This window comes from Treponema sp. OMZ 838, assembly GCF_000775995.1.
Lineage (GTDB): Bacteria > Spirochaetota > Spirochaetia > Treponematales > Treponemataceae > Treponema.
In genome coordinates this window covers 1,319,377-1,341,376 of record NZ_CP009227.1, presented here as the reverse complement: position 1 = coordinate 1,341,376, position 22,000 = coordinate 1,319,377, and the positions used below count along the sequence as shown (strand labels likewise).

17 protein-coding genes are annotated in these 22,000 nt (G+C 41.8%); 6 read left to right on the top strand and 11 right to left on the bottom strand.

Features of this window, described 5'->3' with window-relative positions:
- The first annotated feature begins 39 nt into the window (after positions 1-39).
- From QI63_RS05900 to QI63_RS05890, 3 genes are all read left to right on the top strand, one after another.
- The gene (locus tag QI63_RS05900; protein WP_044017120.1) at positions 40-348 is read left to right on the top strand and encodes a type II toxin-antitoxin system RelB/DinJ family antitoxin; all 309 of its coding nucleotides are present in this window, start codon (positions 40-42) and stop codon (positions 346-348) included.
- Complete coding sequence (locus QI63_RS05895; RefSeq protein WP_200877782.1) at positions 320-766, top strand: PIN domain-containing protein; 447 nt, start codon at positions 320-322, stop codon at positions 764-766. Before QI63_RS05900 ends, QI63_RS05895 begins: the two co-directional genes overlap by 29 nt.
- Positions 767-1,104: 338 nt before the next feature.
- Entirely contained in the window at positions 1,105-4,335 is a 3,231-nt protein-coding gene (locus QI63_RS05890) for a type I restriction endonuclease subunit R (protein ID WP_081984412.1), read from the top strand.
- A gap of 15 nt (positions 4,336-4,350) precedes the next feature.
- On the opposite strand, the gene dinB is transcribed toward QI63_RS05890, so the two are convergent.
- Positions 4,351-5,517: a DNA polymerase IV gene (dinB, locus tag QI63_RS05885; RefSeq protein WP_044014696.1), complete on the bottom strand. Its 1,167-nt coding sequence runs from the start codon at positions 5,515-5,517 to the stop codon at positions 4,351-4,353.
- 126 nt (positions 5,518-5,643) lie between these two features.
- Here dinB and QI63_RS05880 point away from each other — a divergent pair, with 126 nt between their 5' ends.
- Together QI63_RS05880 and QI63_RS05875 are read left to right on the top strand one after the other, a co-directional pair.
- On the top strand, positions 5,644-6,213 hold the full coding sequence (locus tag QI63_RS05880; protein WP_044014693.1) for a 2'-5' RNA ligase family protein: 570 nt from the start codon (positions 5,644-5,646) through the stop codon (positions 6,211-6,213).
- Positions 6,214-6,642: 429 nt separating this feature from the next.
- Positions 6,643-7,248 (top strand): alpha/beta hydrolase, encoded by a 606-nt coding sequence (locus QI63_RS05875; RefSeq protein WP_044014691.1) that lies wholly within the window; start codon positions 6,643-6,645, stop codon positions 7,246-7,248.
- 245 nt (positions 7,249-7,493) lie between these two features.
- Here the strand turns inward: QI63_RS05875 and QI63_RS05870 are convergent, their stop codons facing one another.
- The 7 genes from QI63_RS05870 to QI63_RS05855 form a co-directional block, all read right to left on the bottom strand.
- Positions 7,494-10,415, bottom strand: a complete 2,922-nt coding sequence (locus tag QI63_RS05870; protein WP_052185495.1) for a hypothetical protein — start codon at positions 10,413-10,415, stop codon at positions 7,494-7,496.
- A 5-nt stretch (positions 10,416-10,420) separates the two neighbouring features.
- Positions 10,421-10,720, bottom strand: coding sequence for a P-loop NTPase fold protein (locus tag QI63_RS12420; protein WP_052185494.1), 300 nt, complete (start codon positions 10,718-10,720; stop codon positions 10,421-10,423).
- 147 nt (positions 10,721-10,867) lie between these two features.
- Complete coding sequence (locus QI63_RS13505; protein ID WP_369792411.1) at positions 10,868-11,140, bottom strand: TaqI-like C-terminal specificity domain-containing protein; 273 nt, start codon at positions 11,138-11,140, stop codon at positions 10,868-10,870.
- Positions 11,141-11,271: 131 nt separating this feature from the next.
- A complete protein-coding gene (locus QI63_RS12825; RefSeq protein WP_235619808.1) occupies positions 11,272-11,448 on the bottom strand; it encodes a hypothetical protein in 177 nt (58 codons plus the stop codon).
- Between the two features lie 85 nt (positions 11,449-11,533).
- Positions 11,534-11,875, bottom strand: coding sequence for a type II toxin-antitoxin system PemK/MazF family toxin (locus QI63_RS05865; protein ID WP_044014689.1), 342 nt, complete (start codon positions 11,873-11,875; stop codon positions 11,534-11,536).
- Positions 11,862-12,104 carry a hypothetical protein gene (locus QI63_RS05860; protein ID WP_044014687.1) on the bottom strand — a complete coding sequence of 81 codons (243 nt, stop codon included), beginning with the start codon at positions 12,102-12,104 and terminating at the stop codon, positions 11,862-11,864. Before QI63_RS05860 ends, QI63_RS05865 begins: the two co-directional genes overlap by 14 nt.
- A gap of 261 nt (positions 12,105-12,365) precedes the next feature.
- On the bottom strand, positions 12,366-13,340 hold the full coding sequence (locus QI63_RS05855) for a M23 family metallopeptidase (RefSeq protein WP_200877773.1): 975 nt from the start codon (positions 13,338-13,340) through the stop codon (positions 12,366-12,368).
- Positions 13,341-13,495: 155 nt separating this feature from the next.
- Here QI63_RS05855 and QI63_RS05850 point away from each other — a divergent pair, with 155 nt between their 5' ends.
- On the top strand, positions 13,496-15,061 hold the full coding sequence (locus QI63_RS05850) for a phosphohexomutase domain-containing protein (protein WP_044014683.1): 1,566 nt from the start codon (positions 13,496-13,498) through the stop codon (positions 15,059-15,061).
- 106 nt (positions 15,062-15,167) lie between these two features.
- Here the strand turns inward: QI63_RS05850 and QI63_RS05845 are convergent, their stop codons facing one another.
- From QI63_RS05845 to QI63_RS05835, 3 genes are all read right to left on the bottom strand, one after another.
- Positions 15,168-16,595, bottom strand: coding sequence for a small ribosomal subunit Rsm22 family protein (locus QI63_RS05845; protein WP_044017116.1), 1,428 nt, complete (start codon positions 16,593-16,595; stop codon positions 15,168-15,170).
- A 119-nt stretch (positions 16,596-16,714) separates the two neighbouring features.
- Entirely contained in the window at positions 16,715-21,376 is a 4,662-nt protein-coding gene (locus QI63_RS05840; protein ID WP_044014681.1) for an Ig-like domain-containing protein, read from the bottom strand.
- A gap of 200 nt (positions 21,377-21,576) precedes the next feature.
- Positions 21,577-21,804, bottom strand: a complete 228-nt coding sequence (locus QI63_RS05835) for a NifU family protein (RefSeq protein ID WP_044014679.1) — start codon at positions 21,802-21,804, stop codon at positions 21,577-21,579.
- Positions 21,805-22,000: the final 196 nt, after the last annotated feature.

The window sequence follows — 22,000 nt, the reverse complement described above, 5'->3', positions numbered from 1 at the left end:
GACTTTTTATATGATAATATCGGTTTCAGGAGATTCCTTATGGCAAGTACCTTAGTTCAAATCCGAGTAGATGAAAAGCTGAAAAACGATGCTGCTGCCGTCTATGAAGGTCTTGGCTTAGATTTATCAACAGCAGTGCGTATTTTTTTTAAGCGGAGCGTTGCAGAAAATGGCATTCCATTTAGCATGAAGTTAGGAAATTCGGATCAAAAGGCTTTGAAAAGGCGAATTCCACAAGATGTGATGTCTGCAATGCAGAAAATGACCGAAAGTGCTACCGTAAACGGCATTGCCGATATGAGTCTTGACGAAATTAATGCTGAAATCAATGCCGTTCGCAAGGGATAATAATATGCCTCTATATGCTGTTGTTGATACAAATGTGCTTGTTTCAGCATTTCTAAAGGAAAATTCTGTTCCTCGCTCTGTCGTCAATAACATGTATGCAGGTAATATTATTCCGATTTATAATGAAGAAATTATTGCTGAATATTCTACCGTACTGCACCGTCCAAAATTTTGTTTTCCGGCAAAATCAGTTGATATTGCAGTACATGCGATACAAGAGATAGGGATAAAATTTAACGGCATATCAGTCAATGAACCAATGCCCGATCCGAAAGACATTGTTTTCTATGCCGTTACGTTACATGCTCGGCAACAGTTTAATGCTTATTTAATTACCGGCAATATAAAACATTTTCCTGAAGTTCCCTTCGTCATAACACCGCATCAAGCCTTGGATATATTAGCCGATAAATTCTGATTTAGCGCAGCGATGAAACACCTCTTTTTTGAAAAATCAGGTTTTCGTGAGCCTTTTGAAAAGAGACGGTGTAGATACCCTGCCAGCAAATGTACATCCGTGTACATTTGCTGACGGCGAGTTTTTGCTCACGCAAAAACATCGCTCTTGTTTTATATCACGGACATCCATGTCCGTTCTGAAACGGTGAGAATTTCAGTAGCGGCATGGATGCCGCTGGTTTTATCAGAAGCGATGTTTCGGCAGCACCGAAACATCGCCATTAAAAGTGTACACGGATGTACACTTTTAATGATGCGACGCAGTAGATGCGCTGTATATTTTCAAAAGGAGAGAGTGTGCAAAATTATACCGAAACCGATTATGAACATTCTTTGATTGAGCTTTTTAGAGATACATTGGGCTATGACTATGTGTACGGGCCGGATGTTGAACGGGATTTTCATAGCCCCCTGTTCCATACTGTTTTAGAGGATTCTCTGTATCGGATTAACGCGGATCTGCCGCAAGAGGCGATTCAGGAAGCGCTTTCTAAATTACAGCATTTTGAAAACGCCGAACTGCTGCAAAAAAATACGCTTTTTATGGATTACCTGCAAAACGGTATCGAAGTACAGTATTTTGATCAGGGGCAACGGCGGTCAGCTATCGTATATCTTGCCGATTATGACAATCCTGCGCGCAATTCATTTATCATCGCAAATCAATGGACATATATCGAAAACAGCACAAAACGCCCCGATATGCTCCTGTTTCTTAACGGACTGCCGATTGTACTGATAGAACTGAAGTCACCATCCCGTGAGGAAACCGATGCATCCGAGGCTTACCGGCAAATCCGCAACTATATGAGAGAAGTCCCTTCTCTGTTTATCTACAATGCAATCTGCGTAATGAGTGATCAGCTTACCTCAAAAGCAGGTACGATAACATCCGGAGAAGACCGCTTTATGGAGTGGAAAACAAAGGACGGCAACTACGAAAATACCCAGTATGCTCAGTTTGATACGTTTTTTGAAGGTATGTTTAAAAAAGAACGGCTTTTGGATATCATCAAAAACTTCATTTGCTTCTCGGATGAGGGACTCGAGAGCTTTAAAATCCTTGCAGGGTATCATCAATACTTTGCCGTGCGGAAAGCCATCCTTTCAACGCAAAAAGCTGTTAAGACCGACGGAAAAGCCGGAGTGTTTTGGCATACGCAGGGAAGCGGAAAATCTCTCTCGATGGTGTTTTACGCCCATTTGCTGCAAGCTGCATTGGAAAGCCCTACTATTGTAGTAATTACGGATCGAAATGACCTTGACGATCAACTCTATGGTCAGTTTGCTAAATGCAAGAGCTTTTTGCGGCAATCTCCAATACAAGCAACAAGCAGACAAAACCTAAAACAACTGCTTGCAGGACGACAGGCAAACGGTATCTTTTTTACCACCATGCAGAAGTTCGAAGAATCTTCTGAACCGCTGTCGGAACGTCGGAATATCATTGTGATGGCAGATGAAGCTCACCGCGGACAATACGGCCTCACCGAAAAAATAAAAATAGCCAAAAACGACGCAGGTGAAGATATCGCCAAACGGATAATCGGTACTGCACGCATTATTCGTAACAGTCTACCGAATGCAAGTTATATCGGTTTTACCGGAACACCGATCTCCGCTGCCGATCGCAGCACTCGCGAAGTGTTTGGCGATTACATCGATATTTACGATATGACGCAGGCAGTTGAAGACGGCGCAACTCGGCCGGTATATTATGAAAGTCGCGTCATCAAGCTCAAACTAGATCAGGAAACTTTGCAGCTCATCGATGCGGAATATGATGCGGCTGCGCAACAAACCGATGAATACGTCATTGAAAAAAGTAAACACGAACTTACCAAAATGGAAGCATTGCTCGGCAGCGATGAAGCAATCGATTCGCTGGTGCGCGATATTATTGAACATTATGAAAGTAACCGTGCCTGCCTTCTAACCGGTAAAGCGATGGTTGTCGCTTATTCCCGGCCTATTGCGATGAAGATTTACCGTAAAATGCTGGAGCTGCGTCCTATATGGACTGAAACCGTTGCTGTCGTTATGACTTCTACCAATGATGACGATGAATCATGGCGGAGTATTATTGGAAATAAACACCGACGGGATGAACTTGCTGCAAAATTTAAGGATAACACGAGTCCGCTCAAGATTGCGATTGTTGTCGATATGTGGTTGACCGGTTTTGATGTACCGTCTCTTGCTACCATGTATATATACAAGCCGATGGCTGGGCATAATCTGATGCAGGCAATCGCCCGTGTCAACCGTGTTTTTCAGGATAAAGAAGGAGGACTCGTAGTCGATTACATCGGGATTATACGGGCGCTCAAACAGGCAATGAACGACTACACCAGCCGCGATAAAAAACAATACGGCGACACTGATATTCTTTCCGTTGCTTATCCTACCTTCCTAGAAAAACTTTCTATCTGCCAAGACCTCTTACATGGCTATGATTACTCTATGTTTATGACCGGTACCGATCTGGAACGGGCAAAGGCGATAAGCGGTGCGGTGAACTTTCTTATGGCACGTGAAAAAGAAAAGCAAAAAGACACTTTTTTGAAAGAAGCATTCTTGCTCCGGCAAGCACTCTCCCTCTGTTCTTCCGTTGCTGTAGAACCGCAACGGTTTGAAGCTGCTTTTTTTGAAGCGGTACGTGTTTTGTTAGTCAGATTAAGCTATACCGGTGGCGGCAAACGGCTTTCACTGCCTGAATTGAATGCTCAGATCAATGCGCTTTTAATGCAGAGTATTAAAAGCAGCGGTGTAGTCAATCTTTTTTCGGATATTTCAAAAGCTTTTTCCCTCTTTTCTCCGGGATTTTTAGAAGATATTGCGAATATGAAAGAGCGCAACCTTGCCGTCGAGCTGCTCAAGCGGCTGCTTGCGGAACAAGTACATATCTATCAGAGGTACAATGTTGTAAAATCAGAAAAATTCAGCAAAATGCTGCAGCAGACCGTAAATGCCTATTTGAACGGGATGCTTACCAACGAAGAAGTCATAGCCGAGATGCTCAAACTCGCACGGCAAATCACCGAAGCCGAACAGGAAGGAAAACAGCTAGGCTTGAGCGCCGAAGAATCCGCGTTTTATGATGCTCTCACGAAGCCTGAAGCAATCAAAGATTTTTATAAAAATGGTGAGCTGATTGCAATGACAAAGGCATTAACCGAAACACTGCGTAAAAATAAAACCATCGATTGGTCGCGGAAAGCAGGTGCTCGGGCACACATGCGGATGCTTATCAAAAGACTCTTAAAAAAATATGATTACCCGCCAGCAGGGGTAGAAGATGCAGTGGAAACTGTTATGAACCAATGCGAAGTGTGGACAGATAACCTTATGGAACTTGATTCCTCCGCCGTCATATCATCTAATACAACAGTGCAAAAGGAAAACGTAAAAGCAGCACAAACTACGAACTCAAAAGCCACAGCGATAAAAGACACAGTGCCGGCACAATCGTATACAGACGCATCCCTTGCCGCAGAGACAATCCCGAAGTACGGAAGCAAGCCATAAACTCATTATACTCCGCTATTCTCCCCGCGGGAGCAATCGTGCTTGCACAATTTTGACATCTTTATTCTTCTTTGCAATATTCAAAACCGCTTCTTCAATTTTACGTTTTTTTGTCGCTTTTTCGGAAGCAAAAAGCTCCAACTGACTGTTGTCGCTGCCGACATCCACCCCAATCCCGATAAGCCGGACGGACAGCGCCGTATCAAAACGGGAAAAGAACAGCTTTTGTGCCCGCTCATATAAATCAGCAGAATCGTTAATCAATGCCCCGCTCTGCTGTGCCGAAATGGTGGTAAAATCCGTATACCGTATTTTAATATGTACGGTGCGGCTTTGAATACGCTCATCAAGAATACGGCACATCAACTCAGCACTCAGCTGAAACAGCACATCGGAGATTTCGTCTCTTTCATGAAGATCGGTTTCAAACGTGCGTTCCGTACTGATAGCATGACTTTTCCGCTCTTCGTTAAAAACATGCGCCATATCTCCGCGGACGGCTTGATACAAAAACGTACCGGCGGCATTCCCGATAATCAGCTGTAAAACGGATTCCTGCTGTTTGAGAATTTCAGCAATAGTCGTCAGACCGGCCTCCGCAAGTCTCGCACGCGTTTTGCCGCCGATCCCCCATACATCGCTTAAACGCAGCGACTGCATAAACGCCCCTTCTCCGCCTGGCGGAATAACCAGCAAACCATCCGGCTTCGATTGTCCCGACGCAATTTTTGCAATGTACTTATTAGAAGCAGCTCCTACGGAAACGCGCAAACCGGTTTGTTCAAAAATGGTAGTTTTTAAAAGCCGGGCTGCCGTTGTCGTATCGCCGAATATTTTTTCAGTACCGCTCATATCGAGGAACGCTTCATCGACAGAAAGCTGCTGTATATCGGGACTAAAGTTTTTAAAAATGCTCATAATCTCTTTCGATTTTTCATAGTAACGCTGCATTCGTGTTTTTATAAAGATCCCCTGCGGACACAAGGCACGCGCACGGGCTATCGGCATCGCAGAATGGACACCGAATTTCCGCGCTTCATACGAAGCAGTTGAAACAACACCTCGCCTACCAAGCCCGCCGACAATAACCGGCTTGCCGCGATAAGCCGGATTATCAAGCTGTTCTACCGAGGCAAAAAAAGCATCTAAATCAACATGAAAAAATACCGGATTATGAATCATTTTCAGTTAACCTTAACATTGCATAACTATTATATCATAACTTTGAGAAAATCCAGCTGCCGGCATTCAGAATACTGAAGAACACCAAGATAGAATGATACATGGTTCCATGCTATAATGATAGAGATGAAACAAAACAATGTTCCGCAGCAAACGCATTTTATCGGCGTTCTCCTCCCAGAGGATATAACCCTTACTCTTGAAGATTGCCGCCGTTATATGAACGAGGTTTACGGCTGCAAGTCAGGGCATGGTACACCCATCCATGTTACACTCGTCCCTCCGTTCAGATTGCAAGAAGAATATTCAACAGCTGATTTAATCAGCGCGATTGAAAAAGAAGTCTTGCCCAAAGGTTTAGGTTTTACTGCTCATATTGATAACTTTGATGCGTTTGGAGATAGAACGCTTTTTGCAAACGTCGTTGCAGATGAAAATTGGACAAAGCTCCGTGATAAAACAATACAAGCAATTTTGAATGCCTGTCCGGGCTGTACGAAAAAAGACAAAAAGCCTTTCCAGCCTCATGCAACTGTTGCAAATCGGGATATTTCTGTAGGCATAATGACGAAGGCGCTTCAAGTTATGAACGAAATGAACCTTGCGGAAGACTTTCCGGTTGATAACATCACGATTTTTGAACGGAAAGGCAACAGGTGGGAAGCGGGGATTACTCTGGAAATTCCCATGTATTGACTTTAGAATTCAGGATAAACGCATCAGGTCGTTTTTTTAGTCTCCCCGCGGAAAAATTGATACTATTCGACCAGAACGGCCAAGGATGGCAGTAGTTCCATACAGCAGCGATGTTTTGTGCGCGCACAAAACTCGCCTTCAACTGTTGTACACGGATGTACAACAGTTGAAGATGGTTCAAATGGTCTCACAGTCTCAATTTTTCCGCGATTTATATCTACTCTACCTGATGCGTTTACCCATTTGCTGGAAAAATGTGCGAAATTTTAAGCAAAATTTCGCACAGAGGAAGGAAGGCAACCGCTAAAAATATTTGTAATGCGGTTGCCCTGCCTTAGAATTTTCCTATGCCGGTTGGCGAAATTGGGAAGATTTCTTAAAATAATTTATTGTTTCGGATTTATAGATGCAGAATAGGAGCTATTTTAAATGAACAACGCTGTTATATATGTGCACGGAAAAGGCGGTTCCACAGACGAAGCCGATCATTATAAAAAACTTTTTAATGACGATTATGAAGTTATAGGTTTCGATTATAAAGCGGAATTACCGTGGCAGGCTAAAGAAGAATTTCAAAACTATTTTGATTTTATCGCTCCAAAGTACAGTGAAATTTTATTAATCGCAAACAGTATAGGAGCTTATTTTTCTCTGATTTCTTTATCGAAAAAGCCAATCACAAAAGCCCTGTTTATTTCGCCCATTGTCGATATGGAAAATCTAATCTTAACTATGATGAAAAAGGCAAAGGTATCCGAAGAAGAGCTGAGGGCAAAAAAGATAATCAGTACTTCTTTCGGCGAACCATTATCGTGGGAATACCTTTCTTTTGTCAGGAACAATCCTATAACATGGAACATTCCTACCGGCATTCTTTACGGTAAAAAAGACGATATGACTTCTTTGGAAACAATGACGAATTTTGCACATACAATAAACGCGAGCTTAACGGTTTTTGATAGGGGCGAACATTGGTTTCATACGGAAGAGCAAATGAATTTTTTAGATACGTGGGTTAAAAGATTCATTCAGTAGATCAAATCATATCAAGCTTACCTCGCGTAACTCGGTAACAGCGTTCTGGTCAAGGTGTATTTTTCCGCTAATGCAAAAAAAGTTTTTTTTTAGGCTTTGCGTGACCGGCGTGGTTTTCAGTAAAATTGCATTACGCAGATTCAAATAGTTTGATGAAGGTTGATACTGATGCTAACAATGGTTCCGGTAACATTTTTACTTGTTTGATAATTGTTTCGTAAGACATTGAGGGAGATACTGTGTAATTATAATTTATCGGTTTTTGTATTTTCTTTGTTCTCAGATTGAGATAGCCCAAGTTTTTTGATAAGTTCAAGCGCTCGCTCATCTTTATCCGACATACTTATCAGATGAGCGGCAAACGATTCAACTTCTTCAGTATCTGCTTGCTGTATTATCTTTTTTATTGATTTACTGTATTGGAGTAATAGATCAATATATGAATCAACAACAGTATTAGGAAATACCGTACGTAGAGCTTCCGTTTTCTGTTCAAGTTTGCCTCGTTTCAATAGAAGAACTCCTATAGTTGAAAAAAGCTCTGTTGTCATTTCTACCTTTCCATTGGTAAAAATATCCCTGATATCCTTTGCAATACTTTGTAACGAACGACTATCTTTTTCTGCTTTTTCAATTAAATATGTAATCTGATCTGTACAATTTGTAAAATCTGATTCTGATTTTACAAAACTTTTGATAACATCTTCCAACGCCTCAACAGCGCTATGCTGTAGTGGTAATGTACTGTATTCGATTGTTTGGTAAGCAAAGCCTTTATTTTTAATTTCTTCAATCCATAGTTCTTTAGTAAGGCTTTTCAGATATTCATCAAGCGTATTCATACAATGATCAGTCAATTCATTTTTGATGTTTTCATTATGTACTGCTTTAAAAAAGGCAACCGATATATGTATTATATTAGATATAGTGATATCTCTGATTGCATACTCACTCCAGCCCTCTAAACGAGAAAGCAATGTCTTATGTGGAAGTTCCAGTTTTTTACTAATAACATCATAATCATTTAAGATTATTTCAATTCTTGCACGTGATACACCATAAGATCTTTTCGTTAAATCCTGTGCCATTGATTTATAAAGAGGAAAGTCTATTTTTGATAAATTTATGAGTATATCACTGTAATCGGTGTAATACTCGATTCTTTCTGCTATTTTTAAAGATATCTTATCCTTATTGTTCTTTAGCACAGCATCGAAGGGGCTTGAATATGATGAACTAAAATCATCAAATCGTGCAATCCTCATACAAATTAAATCATAGTAAAACTCATCTTGATTATTAAATTGGGTAAACAGTGAATAAATCTCACTATCAGTTAAAAGCTCTTGTTTCACAGGACGTTCAATTTCTTTTAGACGAGTATATAAAAGTTTAATATATTCTTTAGAGCTTTGATTTTTTGAGATAAGCTCAACCAAGTGTTTTTTATATTTATCAAAATCATATTCTTTTACAATGTATGGTATAAAATTTATTTCTTTTAATTTTAAAACTTCCAATGTTGCTAAGTATTCATCTAGTTCATCATTATCACAAGTAATTTTATACTTTTCTATTTTTTCTTTCGCAAGGTTAATAAAAGTAATAAACTGCTCTACCTGTAATTCTTTAGATTTGATGTAGTCAAAAACATTAATATTTTTTAATTCACTAAGCTTTGTAATATCACTATAATACTGCTTAGAATTAAAATTTTTATCATTTGCTAATGTATTTATAATGTTCATTAGATATTGTGCAGGAGCTTCAATATGGGTAAGTAATATATACTGATAATTTTCTAGTTTTGTTTCCGTTTTATCTCTTGACTTATTGTAAAGAACTCTCCACATATGTTTGGTATATGGGTCATCTTGTTTATCACGGAAAACATCATTAATGACCTCTGCCGTATTACCAACATTGGTAACCTCCGGCAAAGCAGATTCTAGTACATCAATAAAAAGAGGCGAATTACTGATTTCTTTAACGGTAATCACATCCTTGCTGTCGAGTGACTGCTTAAGTTTTTCCTTGAATATGACGCTTTTTACCTGCTCCGGTGGTAATTGGTAATATAATGCAGCAAGATATTTTGCTAGGTCAGTGTCATTTTTATATAAGAAGTCAATAGCACCTAAAAAGGTAGGCGAAAAAATTTCGGTAATACCTTTTTCGGTCATTCTTTGTTTACCAAATATGTACAATGCAATATATTGGTAGGGTATGGTATCTTTTACAATTTGTTTAATCGTCACTATTTCATTTATGAATGCAATAATTTTTCGAGGTGATTGCTCTATTGTCAACATATCATATATTTGCATCACATTTTCATAGTTGTTTTGCTCAATCGTATTCCCGAATGCCTCTTTCCACTGCATTCTAAAATAATCTTTCCAATCAGACATAATAGGCGGAGATACCCTGTAGACAACATCAAAGGTTTTATTGATAAAATCATCGCCATAACATATATATTTATCTGCAGAAGTATTCTCTTTTTCTGTCTTAGGTATTTGTATATCCTCTTTCTTAAAAGCATTTCGTATATGCAGCCTATCAAAAGGAACAATAACCCATCTCCCCTCATATCTTTCTTCTGCAAAAAAACTATGAATCGATGACCAAAGTTCTTGTACTTTATTGGACGGAAGCCTATCCATATTATCGAAAATAATTATAAGATTATTATTTTCTAAGTCCTCAGATATCTCTTTTATCCAATCTTTAAAATCTTTTGAGGAAGGATTACGTTCAGAGATTACCTCATGGGTTACAATGTCTTTTCTATCTTTTGTATAAAAAGCAAATATTTCATCAAAAATAAATTTAAATTTTTGTTGATTTTTACCCCTTTTATAAAAACATATTATACAATGCCAAATATGTTTTAATATCTTAAAACATAACACAAGCATTAATGAACCTAAAGGTATACAATATATATATTTACTAATTATTGGATAAGATTCTTGTAATAAATCAGAGATCGGTTTTAAAGCAGGTGCTATTATAACAGATAGAACACCTATGATAACTCCGATACTTAATTTAGGTATCGTTTTTACTTCCGTTTCTTTTGTTTTTGATTCAAGATTTTTACATTTTTCTTTCCATTTCTTACTATCAAGAATCTTTTTCTCTTTAACAAGAAAATCAGTCAAATTCTCTAAAATTGCACGTCGTTGAATATCTTCTTGATGTCCCCATGCGTCATATAAAAAAAATAATATTTTTCATACTCTTGTTGATTAAGCTGTTTTTCAAGTATTTTTAATAAGTTTGACTTACCGGTCCCCCAAGATCCGTCAAGACCTATCATACGACAATCAAGATTATTTTTTATGGTATTACAAATATTTTGTGCAATTGTTGTATGTGCTTTACCAGCAAATAAATCTTCTTCACACGGCATATTCTTGATAAGTTTAGGATATACTGTTATTTCTGCATTAGTTTTATCTCTCATAAATTATCCCTACTCCCCCTCCACAATCTTCACCTCATCCGCCGTCAACCCGTACAGTCCATATACAACAGTATTTATCTGCTTATCTAAAATGTCAACCCGCTGTTGTAAGAATTTTTTATCAGAATCGGATATTGCACTGTCCAGCTATTCCTGTGCATCAAGCATTTGCTCAGCAAAATGGATAAGCGGCGTTTGCTCTTGAAGCGGAATTTTTTTAATAGGCCGTTCTTTTAGCTGATATCCTTTTATTTTAGAAAATAGTAACTTGTTATCGGAGTATGTTGTACTCCAATATTTTTTTATTAATTTTGAATTTAATATACACAGTATATATAATAATGAAAAATCAGGAGTTTTCGACCAAATACTATATAGTGTATTTGATGCAAGTATGTCAGCTTTACATAGACCTACGATTGGTATAGAATCGATTTACCTTACGACAATTCTATCTTTGCTGTAAACATTCCAATCACCGCCGCTTTTTATATTTTGTTTTCGATAATCAAAGAATTTTTTCGGCTGTGCAAACGTATTAGCAGCCGAAGTTAAACATCCCACTTCAGACATTCAAGCAGCGGATCGATAAACTTATTACGTACTTCGCTTTCAACAAAATTCTTGGAAAGATAAAACGCCTCATTCTCCTTAAATTGATTTACCAGCTGCGCCACACGTTCCTTGCGTTCCGCCATCGTCATGTCTTTTGCCTTAATAGACATCATTTACCCCTCCTCCGCTTTCGTATTTGAATATGCCACACATTATAACACACTCGGACGAGTTTATAAGAATACTAAAATGAGCTTTTTAATTAAGCCCCAAAATCAAACAAAGTCCGGCATCAATTTCATGCATATCATCAAAAGGTAGGATGCCAACTTTTTCAGAAATTCTTGCTTTATCAATCACTCCTGTTTGCGATACCACTGCGACGGAATCTTTTGGAAGACCGCTATCTATTTTATCGATAAATACATTCCCGGGAGCATCAGCGAGTATTATATTGGTTGTCAACGGAACGGCAAGAACAGTATGGAGTTCCTTGATATTAAATGCATCATTCTGGACGATCACAACAGGTCTTTTAAATCCAGGCTCACTTCCATACGGTATTCCGTAATCAGCCCAGTATATTTCACCACGTATCATTTTTTGTAAGCTCCCGCCATGAATCCAATGTTGCTGCCGATAAAGTTATTTGTGCAGCTGCCGGTATCTGTGAATAAACACTCTTCAATTTTTCAGAAATAGCAGCAGCATATTTTTCGTCAGCCTGTTTCCCCGCTTCGTGTACCATAAAATTTACAAAATGCTCAACTTGCATATAATATTCATACGGAAGGGATTTTATCTGCTGTTCCAACATTTCGTATGTCATATTTACCTCCTCTTACATTGATGCAATCGGCCCCCGTTCATTCACGCCCACCGCAGCACATTATTCAGCAGACCTCATAATCTTTCCCATCATAATCTTTTACTTCCTAATGGTACTGCGGTTTTATGCAGAAATCAAGATATATACTTTACCCTATGCTGTTTCCCTCGACGTAGAACGTCGGAGTATAAAATACTCATACAGATAAAAATGCATAAAGATTTTCTGATGATGCAGATAATGCATGGGAAGATATCAAAGTCAAAACGCAAACTCTTTCAAAAAGAATTCGGGATTTACAGCGCCCATATTCAGCCGCACTTCCCAGTGCAGATGCGGCCCGGTTGCAAGCCCCGTTGCACCTGAAAGGCCAAGCTTTTCCCCTTGTTTGACATATTGACCTTCTTGCACGTTCAGCGAATCCATGTGGTAATAGAGACTGTATAGTCCCGGCAAATGTTCTACCACAACGCTCCAGCCGGTAGAAATACGGTTCTCTGCCAGCACAACTTTTCCCTCGGCACAGGAATGAACAGGCGTTCCTGTCGGCACTCCATAATCTATTCCATAATGCAGCGTAGTACTCGTTTGCTTGTCGGTATATTCAAAGACCCTGCGGTCGCCAAAACCGGACGTGATCCGTTTTGAATCTACCGGTATTGTAAAGGGCTTCAATGTATACACATCCTGCGGTGTTACCGTTTCAAGAATTTTATTGAGTTTTTCACTTTGTGCACGGCGTTCCGGACTCACATCCTTCCTAATTCCTGTATTTCTTGCATCAAGCACAATACGCTCGGAAACAAATTGCTTTTTCTGAATACTGAAGGGCAGCGTTATTTCTTTTTTCTGTGCGTCCCCTATTGAAATAATCACTTTAAGTGAATAAACATCCTTGTCGGAAAGCCATGTCGAAAGCGGAATACCCGCAAGCATCTCAGCCGTTTCCGCATTGCGATTTTGTGGATTTGTAAAGAAGAACGGCGCGGAAGCAGCCAGCTCTTTTCCCTTAAAGAGCTGCAAAACGGCGGTAGGCTTTTGTGAGGTCTTATCAGACGTTGCTCCGGGCATCTTCATCGAAAGACGTACGAATACTGCGTCTCCCGGCTGAGCCTTTTCGTTATACGTTACAGAACCGCTGTAAGTCTGCTCCTGAAAACGCACCGTCTCTGTCGCAGCTAACTGTGCCGCAACAGCAATACTGATAATAAACCAATAAAAAAATCTTTTGTTCATGTTTATATTCCTGCTCATTCCCTAATGGTACCGCAGTTTTATATATCAAGCAAGCTATATCATCAGATCATCATTTTGCGAGGGGGCTCTCTCCGACTAAAAGCCGCGCTTCCCCCTCTACCCCACACGCAGTTTTTTGCTATAATAAACACACTATGAACGAACATGATTTTTTGAAGCTGCAAAACGGCAGCGATATCCGCGGCGTTGCGCTGGAAGGCGTTGACGGCGAACAGGTAAATTTAACGACCGAAGTCTGCCGGAACATCGGCGCGGCGTTTGCGCTCTGGCTTTCTGCAAAAACAGGACGCAGCACGGATACGCTGGTAATCGGTATCGGACGGGATTCCCGGCTTTCCGGCGAAGCGCTTGAAAATGCGCTCATCGAAGGGCTTGCGGCGCAGCGGGTTACTATCGTGCGCTGCTCGCTTGCTACCACACCGGCAATGTTTATGGGCACCGTGTTTGAAGAAACAAACTTTGACGGCTCAATTATGATTACCGCAAGCCACCTCCCGTTCAACCGGAACGGGTTCAAGTTCTTCGATAAAACAGGCGGGCTTGAACGCACCGACATCACGGAAATTTTACGCAGTGCCGCCGCACAGCATGATGCTACAGCGCAGCACAGTAATGCCATTCCGCCTGATACCGCCGCACAACAGATTACCGGAGACAGCAGCGCGTCGAAATGCCGGTCATTCGATTTAATTGCTCGATACTCAAAACACCTGCAAGACGCCATCCGGAAAGGCTTGAGCTTCCATGCCGAAAAGCCGCTTGCAAACTTAAAAATCGCGGTCGATGCCGGGAACGGTGCAGGCGGCTTTTTTGCAAAGCAGGTATTAAAAGCGCTTGGCGCCGATACCAGCGGCAGCCGCTTCCTTGAACCGGACGGCACCTTTCCCAATCACATTCCCAATCCCGAAAACAAGGCGGCGATGGAAGCGGCTAAAACCGCTACCGTGCAAAGCAGCTCCGATCTAGGCTTGATTTTCGACACGGATGTTGACCGTATGTCGGCAGTACTATCCGACGGAACGGAAGTCAACCGCGATGCAATTATCGCAATGACGGCGGCAATCCTTGCACCCGACTATCCGCACAGCACCATCGTTACCGATTCGGTAACTTCCGACCGGCTCACCTTCTTTCTTGAGCAGGAGTTAGGGCTTACCCATCTGCGGTATATGCGCGGCTACAAAAACGTAATCAACAAATGCCGCGAATTGAACGAGCAAGGGCTTATCAGCCCGCTGGCGATGGAAACGTCCGGACACGGCGCGCTGAAAGACAATTACTACCTCGATGACGGCGCTTTTCTTGCGGTAAAGCTGGTTACGGCGCTTGCGAACGCAAAGCACGCAGGAAAAAATATCGAAAGCCTGATTGAAAAGCTCCCGCCGATGGTAGAAGAAACGGAATTGCGTTTTAAGATACGAGGCGATGACTTTAAAGAATATGGCACGTCAATCCTGCAAGCATTTAAGGAGCGCGCCGCAAAAGCCGGTTTTGAACTGCCGCAGTCGTATGAAGGGGTGCGTATTTCATTTAAAAACGCCGAAGCACAAGGCTGGATGCTGCTCCGCCTATCCCTGCACGACCCCGTTATGCCGCTGAACATCGAAAGCGCCCGAAAAGGTGATCTTGCAAAGCTGAAAGACATCGCCCGCACATTACTGGAAGGTTTTGACCGGCTTGATATAAGTGAGTTGGAGTAAGTAAAGGGCGGAGAGAGAGGGATGGATACACAGGGAAACAAAACGATAGATTCGTCAACCATGATGGTGTCCATAGCAATTTCGAACTAATCGTTTCCCTCCGCTTTTACGGTACTTCCACCAACAGTGCATGGGTCTTTTTATCCCGCTGATTAAGCTTCACTGACTCTTCCGGCAGAATAAGCAGCGTGCCCGATACGGCGGTATTTAACACCGATTCTTTGTACGCATGGCCGGTAATAAGCATAAAACCTTTTTCCGAACAGGCATATCTGCCGATAGTTTGGGGATCCGGTTTGATGATATCCGAACAGATACGCACGGGTATTCCATCGGAAGCCCCCCGCTGCACGGTGCCGGAAGATAATGCGGATGAGGATAACGTGCCGTATAAAAAACTTAAACTTGCACGCTCTTTTCCCAAATGGGATGCTTCCGAAAGACGGAGAAGGTTCTCAGGCGAATCGTGCGTTTCAAAAGTAAAATGGCACCATTTATGAAACGCTACCGGCATTTTCGCCGTTCCGGTTTGGAGAGGACGATTGGGGAAACAACAAACTCCGGCATGGGGACACGGCGCATATATAGAAAAACCTGCCGCTAAAAATTCCGTTCTCAACAGGCTTAAAAACTCGCCTGCAAGCGGTATCCCCGGTTCAATGAACAGAACCGAACCGGCGGGCTTTAGATAGTGCATAACCGTACGGTGCGTTTTTTCGGCCTGGTCATCGAGGGAGAGCGGGCTGTTCCAAAATATTTCATTGAACATATTTGCTTCCGTTACCAGCGATACTTTTTCGGACAATGGCGTACCGAATGCGCCGCACACTTTTTTAACAGTCCACGGAATTTCCCCGTTGTTGTTCTTTTTACCGGTGTATGCACAGAGCGCTAAAAAAAGCTCTTCCCCGAAGCTGAGTGCTTTATTGGAAATATCTAAGCAATACCATGTCAGCCGTTTTTTCCGCAGCTCCGGTTTTGTAATCCATAAAGCGCAGACAAAAGTAAGCGGCCCCGAACCGAAGTCTGCCGCATAATCACCGTCATCAAGCCGGATATCAATATTCTGTAGGAGCTTGCTAAGCCGCACTAAATTCCACCAAACATAATAGTGCGTATATGCCGACAGCTTTACCGGATCATTTAAATACTGTGTTTTTCTACTGCTGCGTTCATCCGTCAACTCATGGAAAAGCGTATGAATATGCTGCGGTAACAGTTGCTTCTTTTTTGCATCGAGCGGTAAAACCTGATCCAACAAGGCAGGGAAATGCTCTAAGATATTTTTAGCTTCAGGAGTCAGCTCTGCAAATATCGGTCTGCCGAATGTATAAAGTGCAGTGTTTCGATTTTTGCTTTGCTTCTCATTTTTTTGATTAAGACGCTGTCCGGAAGTTTTTTGATAAATATCCTTCTCTTTTGACTGATGCTTCCGGTTCTTTTCCTCTACTTGGAATTGATTGCGCTTGTCTTGCGTCCGGACGGAAGACGGTTTTTTAATAAATTTTTCATAAAAAGGTTTTTGCATACTCATTATCGTTGTATTATAGAAAAAACCGGCCGTTTTTGCAAACGTGTGTATTTTTACTCCAACATGATACGTTAAACATCTTTTAAAACAAAAAATGCAGCGCCAAAGGCGCTGCATTTTTTTTAGAATACATCAAAGCGGAGACCGACCGATATATGCGGAAGGACACCCCTTATTGCTGAGGAAGAACCGCCGCTGACATCGGTCGGGATAAACCAAAGTTGACCTTCCGTATACACAGCAAAGCTTCTAAAATACTTCATTTTCTTCTTCGATAACTTAACACGAGGGAACTCTATCTGCGCAAGCATAGCAGCAAGGACTTGCGGCGTCCCTTTCTGTGTTTGCGTAAAGACCGAGAAATTTGCGCCTAAAGCACCGGTCATATATAACCACGACCAATCGGGACCCGCAAAAGATTCAAAAGGCAGCTCGAATACGTTTGCAAGAATCTTCATACTAAAGACGTGCCCGCCGTACCGCATTCTTACCTTGCCCTTATAGAATAAATCCCATTGCGATTGCAAGAACTGTCCATAATGAAGCTGTAATTTCACATTGCTGCCGAAGAAACTCAACCCAACCCCGGCATTCCACAACGTAGCCCCCCAGAAACCGACATCAAAATGCAACCCTTGTATGACCTTTGGTATACCATAAAGGTATTTATCACCCTTTCGTAAAGACAAAGAAACATTAGTAAGGGAAACATCATCGGTCGCTAATCCTGCATACGTCAAAGATTGGTTATAGGTTCCGCCTTCATCCGGAGTAAGCAGGGTAACAACAGGAGCCGTCTTATCGATACTCACCACCATACGGCAAACAGCAGTTTCATTATTTGCCATTCGAGCACGCACGAGCAAGAAATGTTCACCTTCTGCCATATCTCCGGTTTCAAGCCGGTATTTCCAGTTGGCTTTCGAACCGAGCGGAACAAATGTTCTACCGTTATTAAAACTCAGTTCTACTGCAACTAATTTCTTTGCAGCGATTGCTTCGCGAACACCAACTGCCGTAGATTTGTCTTTGAGTAATAACTTCTCTTCTTCGGAAAGAGTGTATCCCGCCTTACCTTTCAGATACGGCCGCTCAACGGCAAAATCACCCATTGCAAAATTATCAATCGTAATCCACGGACCAGAGGTCTTATAAACTATCGAATGAATGGCAGAACTTTCCGGTTTATTTTTTACAATTTCTGCTTTAACCGATATTTTATGTGAACCCTCGGTCATACCTTCAGGCGTTATTCTAAAATTAAAATAACCGGTCGGAGAAATAGTGGATGTACCGCGCTCCGCACCATCGATATATAAGGTCGCGGACTCAGGAAAAATCGTACTGGAAATCTTTCCATATATATTAAACTCGCCGACCAATGTTTCTCCCATAAGCGGAGCGAGAAGCTCAATCTTTCCTTTATCATTACTACGATCAATGACAAAGTTTCGGGCAATATTGGTAACATTTCCTGCTTCATCTGAACCGACAATTTCAAGGTTATAAGATCCTTCAGGAAGATCTGCAACATTGATACTTTTTGAGACGATAAGCTTCGGTTCAAGCACTGTATTTGAAAACTTTGCCGGCACCGACTGACCTTGTAATCCTTTGATATGAACAGCAACTTCTTTTAAGGCGATTTCGTCATATACCTGTCCGGAAACAAAAAGCTCATTGTCGTATCTTCCACCGGGGATGGGATATTCAAACTGGAGTACCGGTGCCGTATTATCGATGTTTACCAGAGTAGAAGCTCGAGATTCTTCGCCGTATTGGTCTACAGCTTTTATAAACACTACATGGGTTCCATCGGCAATCACAGCGGTATTAAAATCATAGTACCAGTTCTCACCACCTTCTGCTTTAGAATAGGTATTTCCGTTGTCAATCGACACCTCAATTGACTTGATGCCGTTTTTATCGGCTGCAGTTCCTTTGATAGAAATAATATCTTTTACTATGGACGTACTCGCCGGCACCTGAACCGCAACTGACGGAGGTTCAAGAGAAACCCGAACTTTCCGCTTAAATACATTGCTCTTAACGCCATAAATATCTTCGGCATAAATCGAAATAGTATGTTCATTATCCGTAAAATCGGTTAAAGCAAGCGGAACCGTAAAGGTATTCTTTACTTCAAGAGATTTGATTGCACCGTTGTCAATCTGATAAAAGACTTTTGAGACGCCGTCATCGTCATGGATGATACCGGACAGGACAAAATCTTTTACTACAATGGCATCTTCTTCCGGTAAGTGAACTTCAATAATCGGCTTATCCGACTCAGTGTCTATTTCAAAAGGATACTCGTTATATGTTGAGACATTCCCTGCTTTATCTGTAAATCGGAACACCATTCCCTTACCGATCGGTGCGGCTGCCGTCCCGATAATTCTATGGGGAAGAGGAGAAATTTCCATGGGCTCCCAGGGACGATTAGAACCTTCCGGTTTATACTCGATTTTTTCGAGGGCAGAATAGTTATCCGGTTTAAAAGCCACCAAAATAGAACCGTTCACCTTATCGCCTTCACGAGGAAGGATAAGCGACACCTGCGGTCCCTGCGAATTTTTATAGAATGTCCGATATGCAGAGCTTTTCTGTCCAAGCACATCGACTGCATGTACACCCACAACAATAACGCCGTCAGGATAATTTTCCAGCGCAATTTTCTGAGAGAACTTAGCGGAAGGAAGCGGTTGCGCTTCGGCATCTCCAACCGTGTATGTTATCGACTGTAATGCGGAAATATCGGAAATTGTGCCGGCTAATTCCAGCGATTCTTTTATAAAGCGAGGCTCTTCGGCAAGCGTCAGTTTAATTACCGGAGCGGTTTTATCAACGAGAATATTAATACCCGAAGAGGTAAAAGTCCGGCCTTCCGTATCCGTAACGGTAATCCGTACATTTTTATATACTCCTTCTTCAGTGACAGCGAGCGCAATGACATGTCCCGAAAACGACAATTCGCAGGGTATTGTAGAACCGGCTAATTCGACGGAAGCAATCTCAGCCTCGCCTGCAGGACGATACACCGCCGTTAGCGTATTGTTATCGGATAAAACAAAAGTTCCGTCAGAAGATTTATTCCCTTCCGCCCAGGCAAAAGCTTCTTCTTCCGCAGTTGTCTGAGAATCAATTAAAATAGTTTGAGCGACCGCCCTGCCGTATATATCGGAAGCTTGTACCGCAACGGGAATCACCTTGCCGGTAAATGAAGAATCAACCGGAATACGGATAAGCGTATTTGCAGCCCCTTTCCTGATTGAAACAGGAATTTCAGCATTATCTGCAATAGTGTATGAAACCGAATCAAGACCGGCTCCGGCGCTGACAGTTATTGTAACGGGAGTCCGGCTATCAGGAGCCGCCGACTGCACAACACCGGAAGTTCCCTCAAGTCCGATAACGGACTTCGTACCTATTACCGAGAAAGATACCGTTTCGGTATTCCCTCTTACACCTTGAGGGTTAACGGCATACACCGAAACCGTATGCGTTCCTCCCGAAATATCGGTAATAGGAACGCCAAAAGCACTCATGGTGACGGGTACGGTTACTTCCTCCCCTCGATCGATTCTATAGCGTATTTCGGAAACTCCGAAACCACTTTGAATTGAACCGGCAAGATATATACTGTTACCGGTAATGGCATTGGCAACGGGCTGTACTATTGTAAGGCGGGGAGCATCCACGGATTTATCAATCGTAATTGTCCGTACTACCTTCGTAATATTGCCGGCTGCATCTTCGGCAGTAATCTCAACGGTCTCGGTTTTATTTGAAAAACCGCTCACATCAAATTCTTTAACCCAATAAGAATTTCCTTTAGTCAGTTCAAAATCTCCGGCTTGATTCCCCATTCGCCACGATAACGACTTAAGATTTACCGCATCGCTTGCAAAGCCTGCTATCCCAAAAACGCTATTAACCTTTTCGGAAGGGGCGGGATAAAAGAAATCAACCACAGGAGGAGTATTATCAATAAAGAATAAGAACGTAGAAATACCTTCGGCTCCTAATTTATCAACCGCCTTAAACCAACATACGGTCGGCCCCTCAGGCATTTTACGTGTATCAATGTCAAGCTTGAAAGAAGAAACGTTCGCCTTTTTATCATATTTAAGCGCAAGCGGCGTATAGGTATGTCCGGCATCCAGCGAATAGAACAGCTTACTCACGCCGTTTCCATCCCGCACGATTCCTCCCAATACCTGTTTACCGGAAATCAAGGCACCGTCATCCATAGTGGTTACAAGGGTTTCAGGCGTATGCAGATTCAAATTAAACTCAACCGAAACGCCGTCACTCTTTAGTCCGTTAATGTCGATACCCCATGCAGTAATACGGTGTACCCCCTCTTGCAAGTCGGCAGTATTAAAGGTTTGTGTCCAAAACTGCTTACCTTTTGCACGGACCGGTTCATTGTCGTCTAAGGCTACTTCAATATAATCGATACCGTCATCGTCAAAACATGTTCCGGATGCACTAAAAGTTCCCGTAATATTCATATTTTTGAAGGGGTTTGTAATAGACACAACCGGTTGATCCGAGCGGGGGTCTATGTACATATTAAAGGGGCCGGCTTCTCCGATATTACCTGCCGAATCTTCGGCCGTAACAAGTACATTATACTTACCCGGCTTTTTCCCCGTAAGATCAAAAGATTCGTCCCAGCTTTCGGGATTTTCTACAGTGCGGGTTTCTACCTTGCCTCCGGCAAATAGAAATGCCCCCAGAAAGGCGGACGCACAGACACAGAGCAGTAGCTTTTTCATAGAAGTTCCTTATTAAAGTAAATAAGCTCTCGTTTAATACGGCAGCTTTCTCCGGAAACTTATATACAGTACCGGCATGCTACAACTTTTATAGTAATTCAGATTAAGAAGAAGATCATTGTTGTAAAAATTTCCTTTTAAGGTATCGGCACAATACCCCGAAAACTTGAGTATATCAAGATCGGGATAATGTAAAGATATTAAACGGAGACGACTTTTTTTATATCAGGATAGGATTCTTTTAGTTGAGCTTCAATACCGGATTTTAACGTCATCAAAGCCATCGGACAGGAGCCGCACGCCCCCTTTAATCGGACGGAAACAACACCGTCATCGGATAATGAGACAAATTCAACATCGCCTCCATCCGCTTGCAAGTGAGGACGAATACCGTCCAAAGCCTTTTGAATTTCATTGACTGTAACCATAGACCATCCCCTCAGCACTCATAAAATGTACTGATCATTAATAGACATCTTTCAAAATTCCAATTACTAAAATAGTCCTTTCAGTTTAAACAGTATTTAACAGCAGCAGTTACATATTGGACACGTTTTAGTATACGAAAGAGGCATCTTTCTGCTTTTTGCGCCTTTTTCTCACATAACTTAAAGCTTAGTCTTG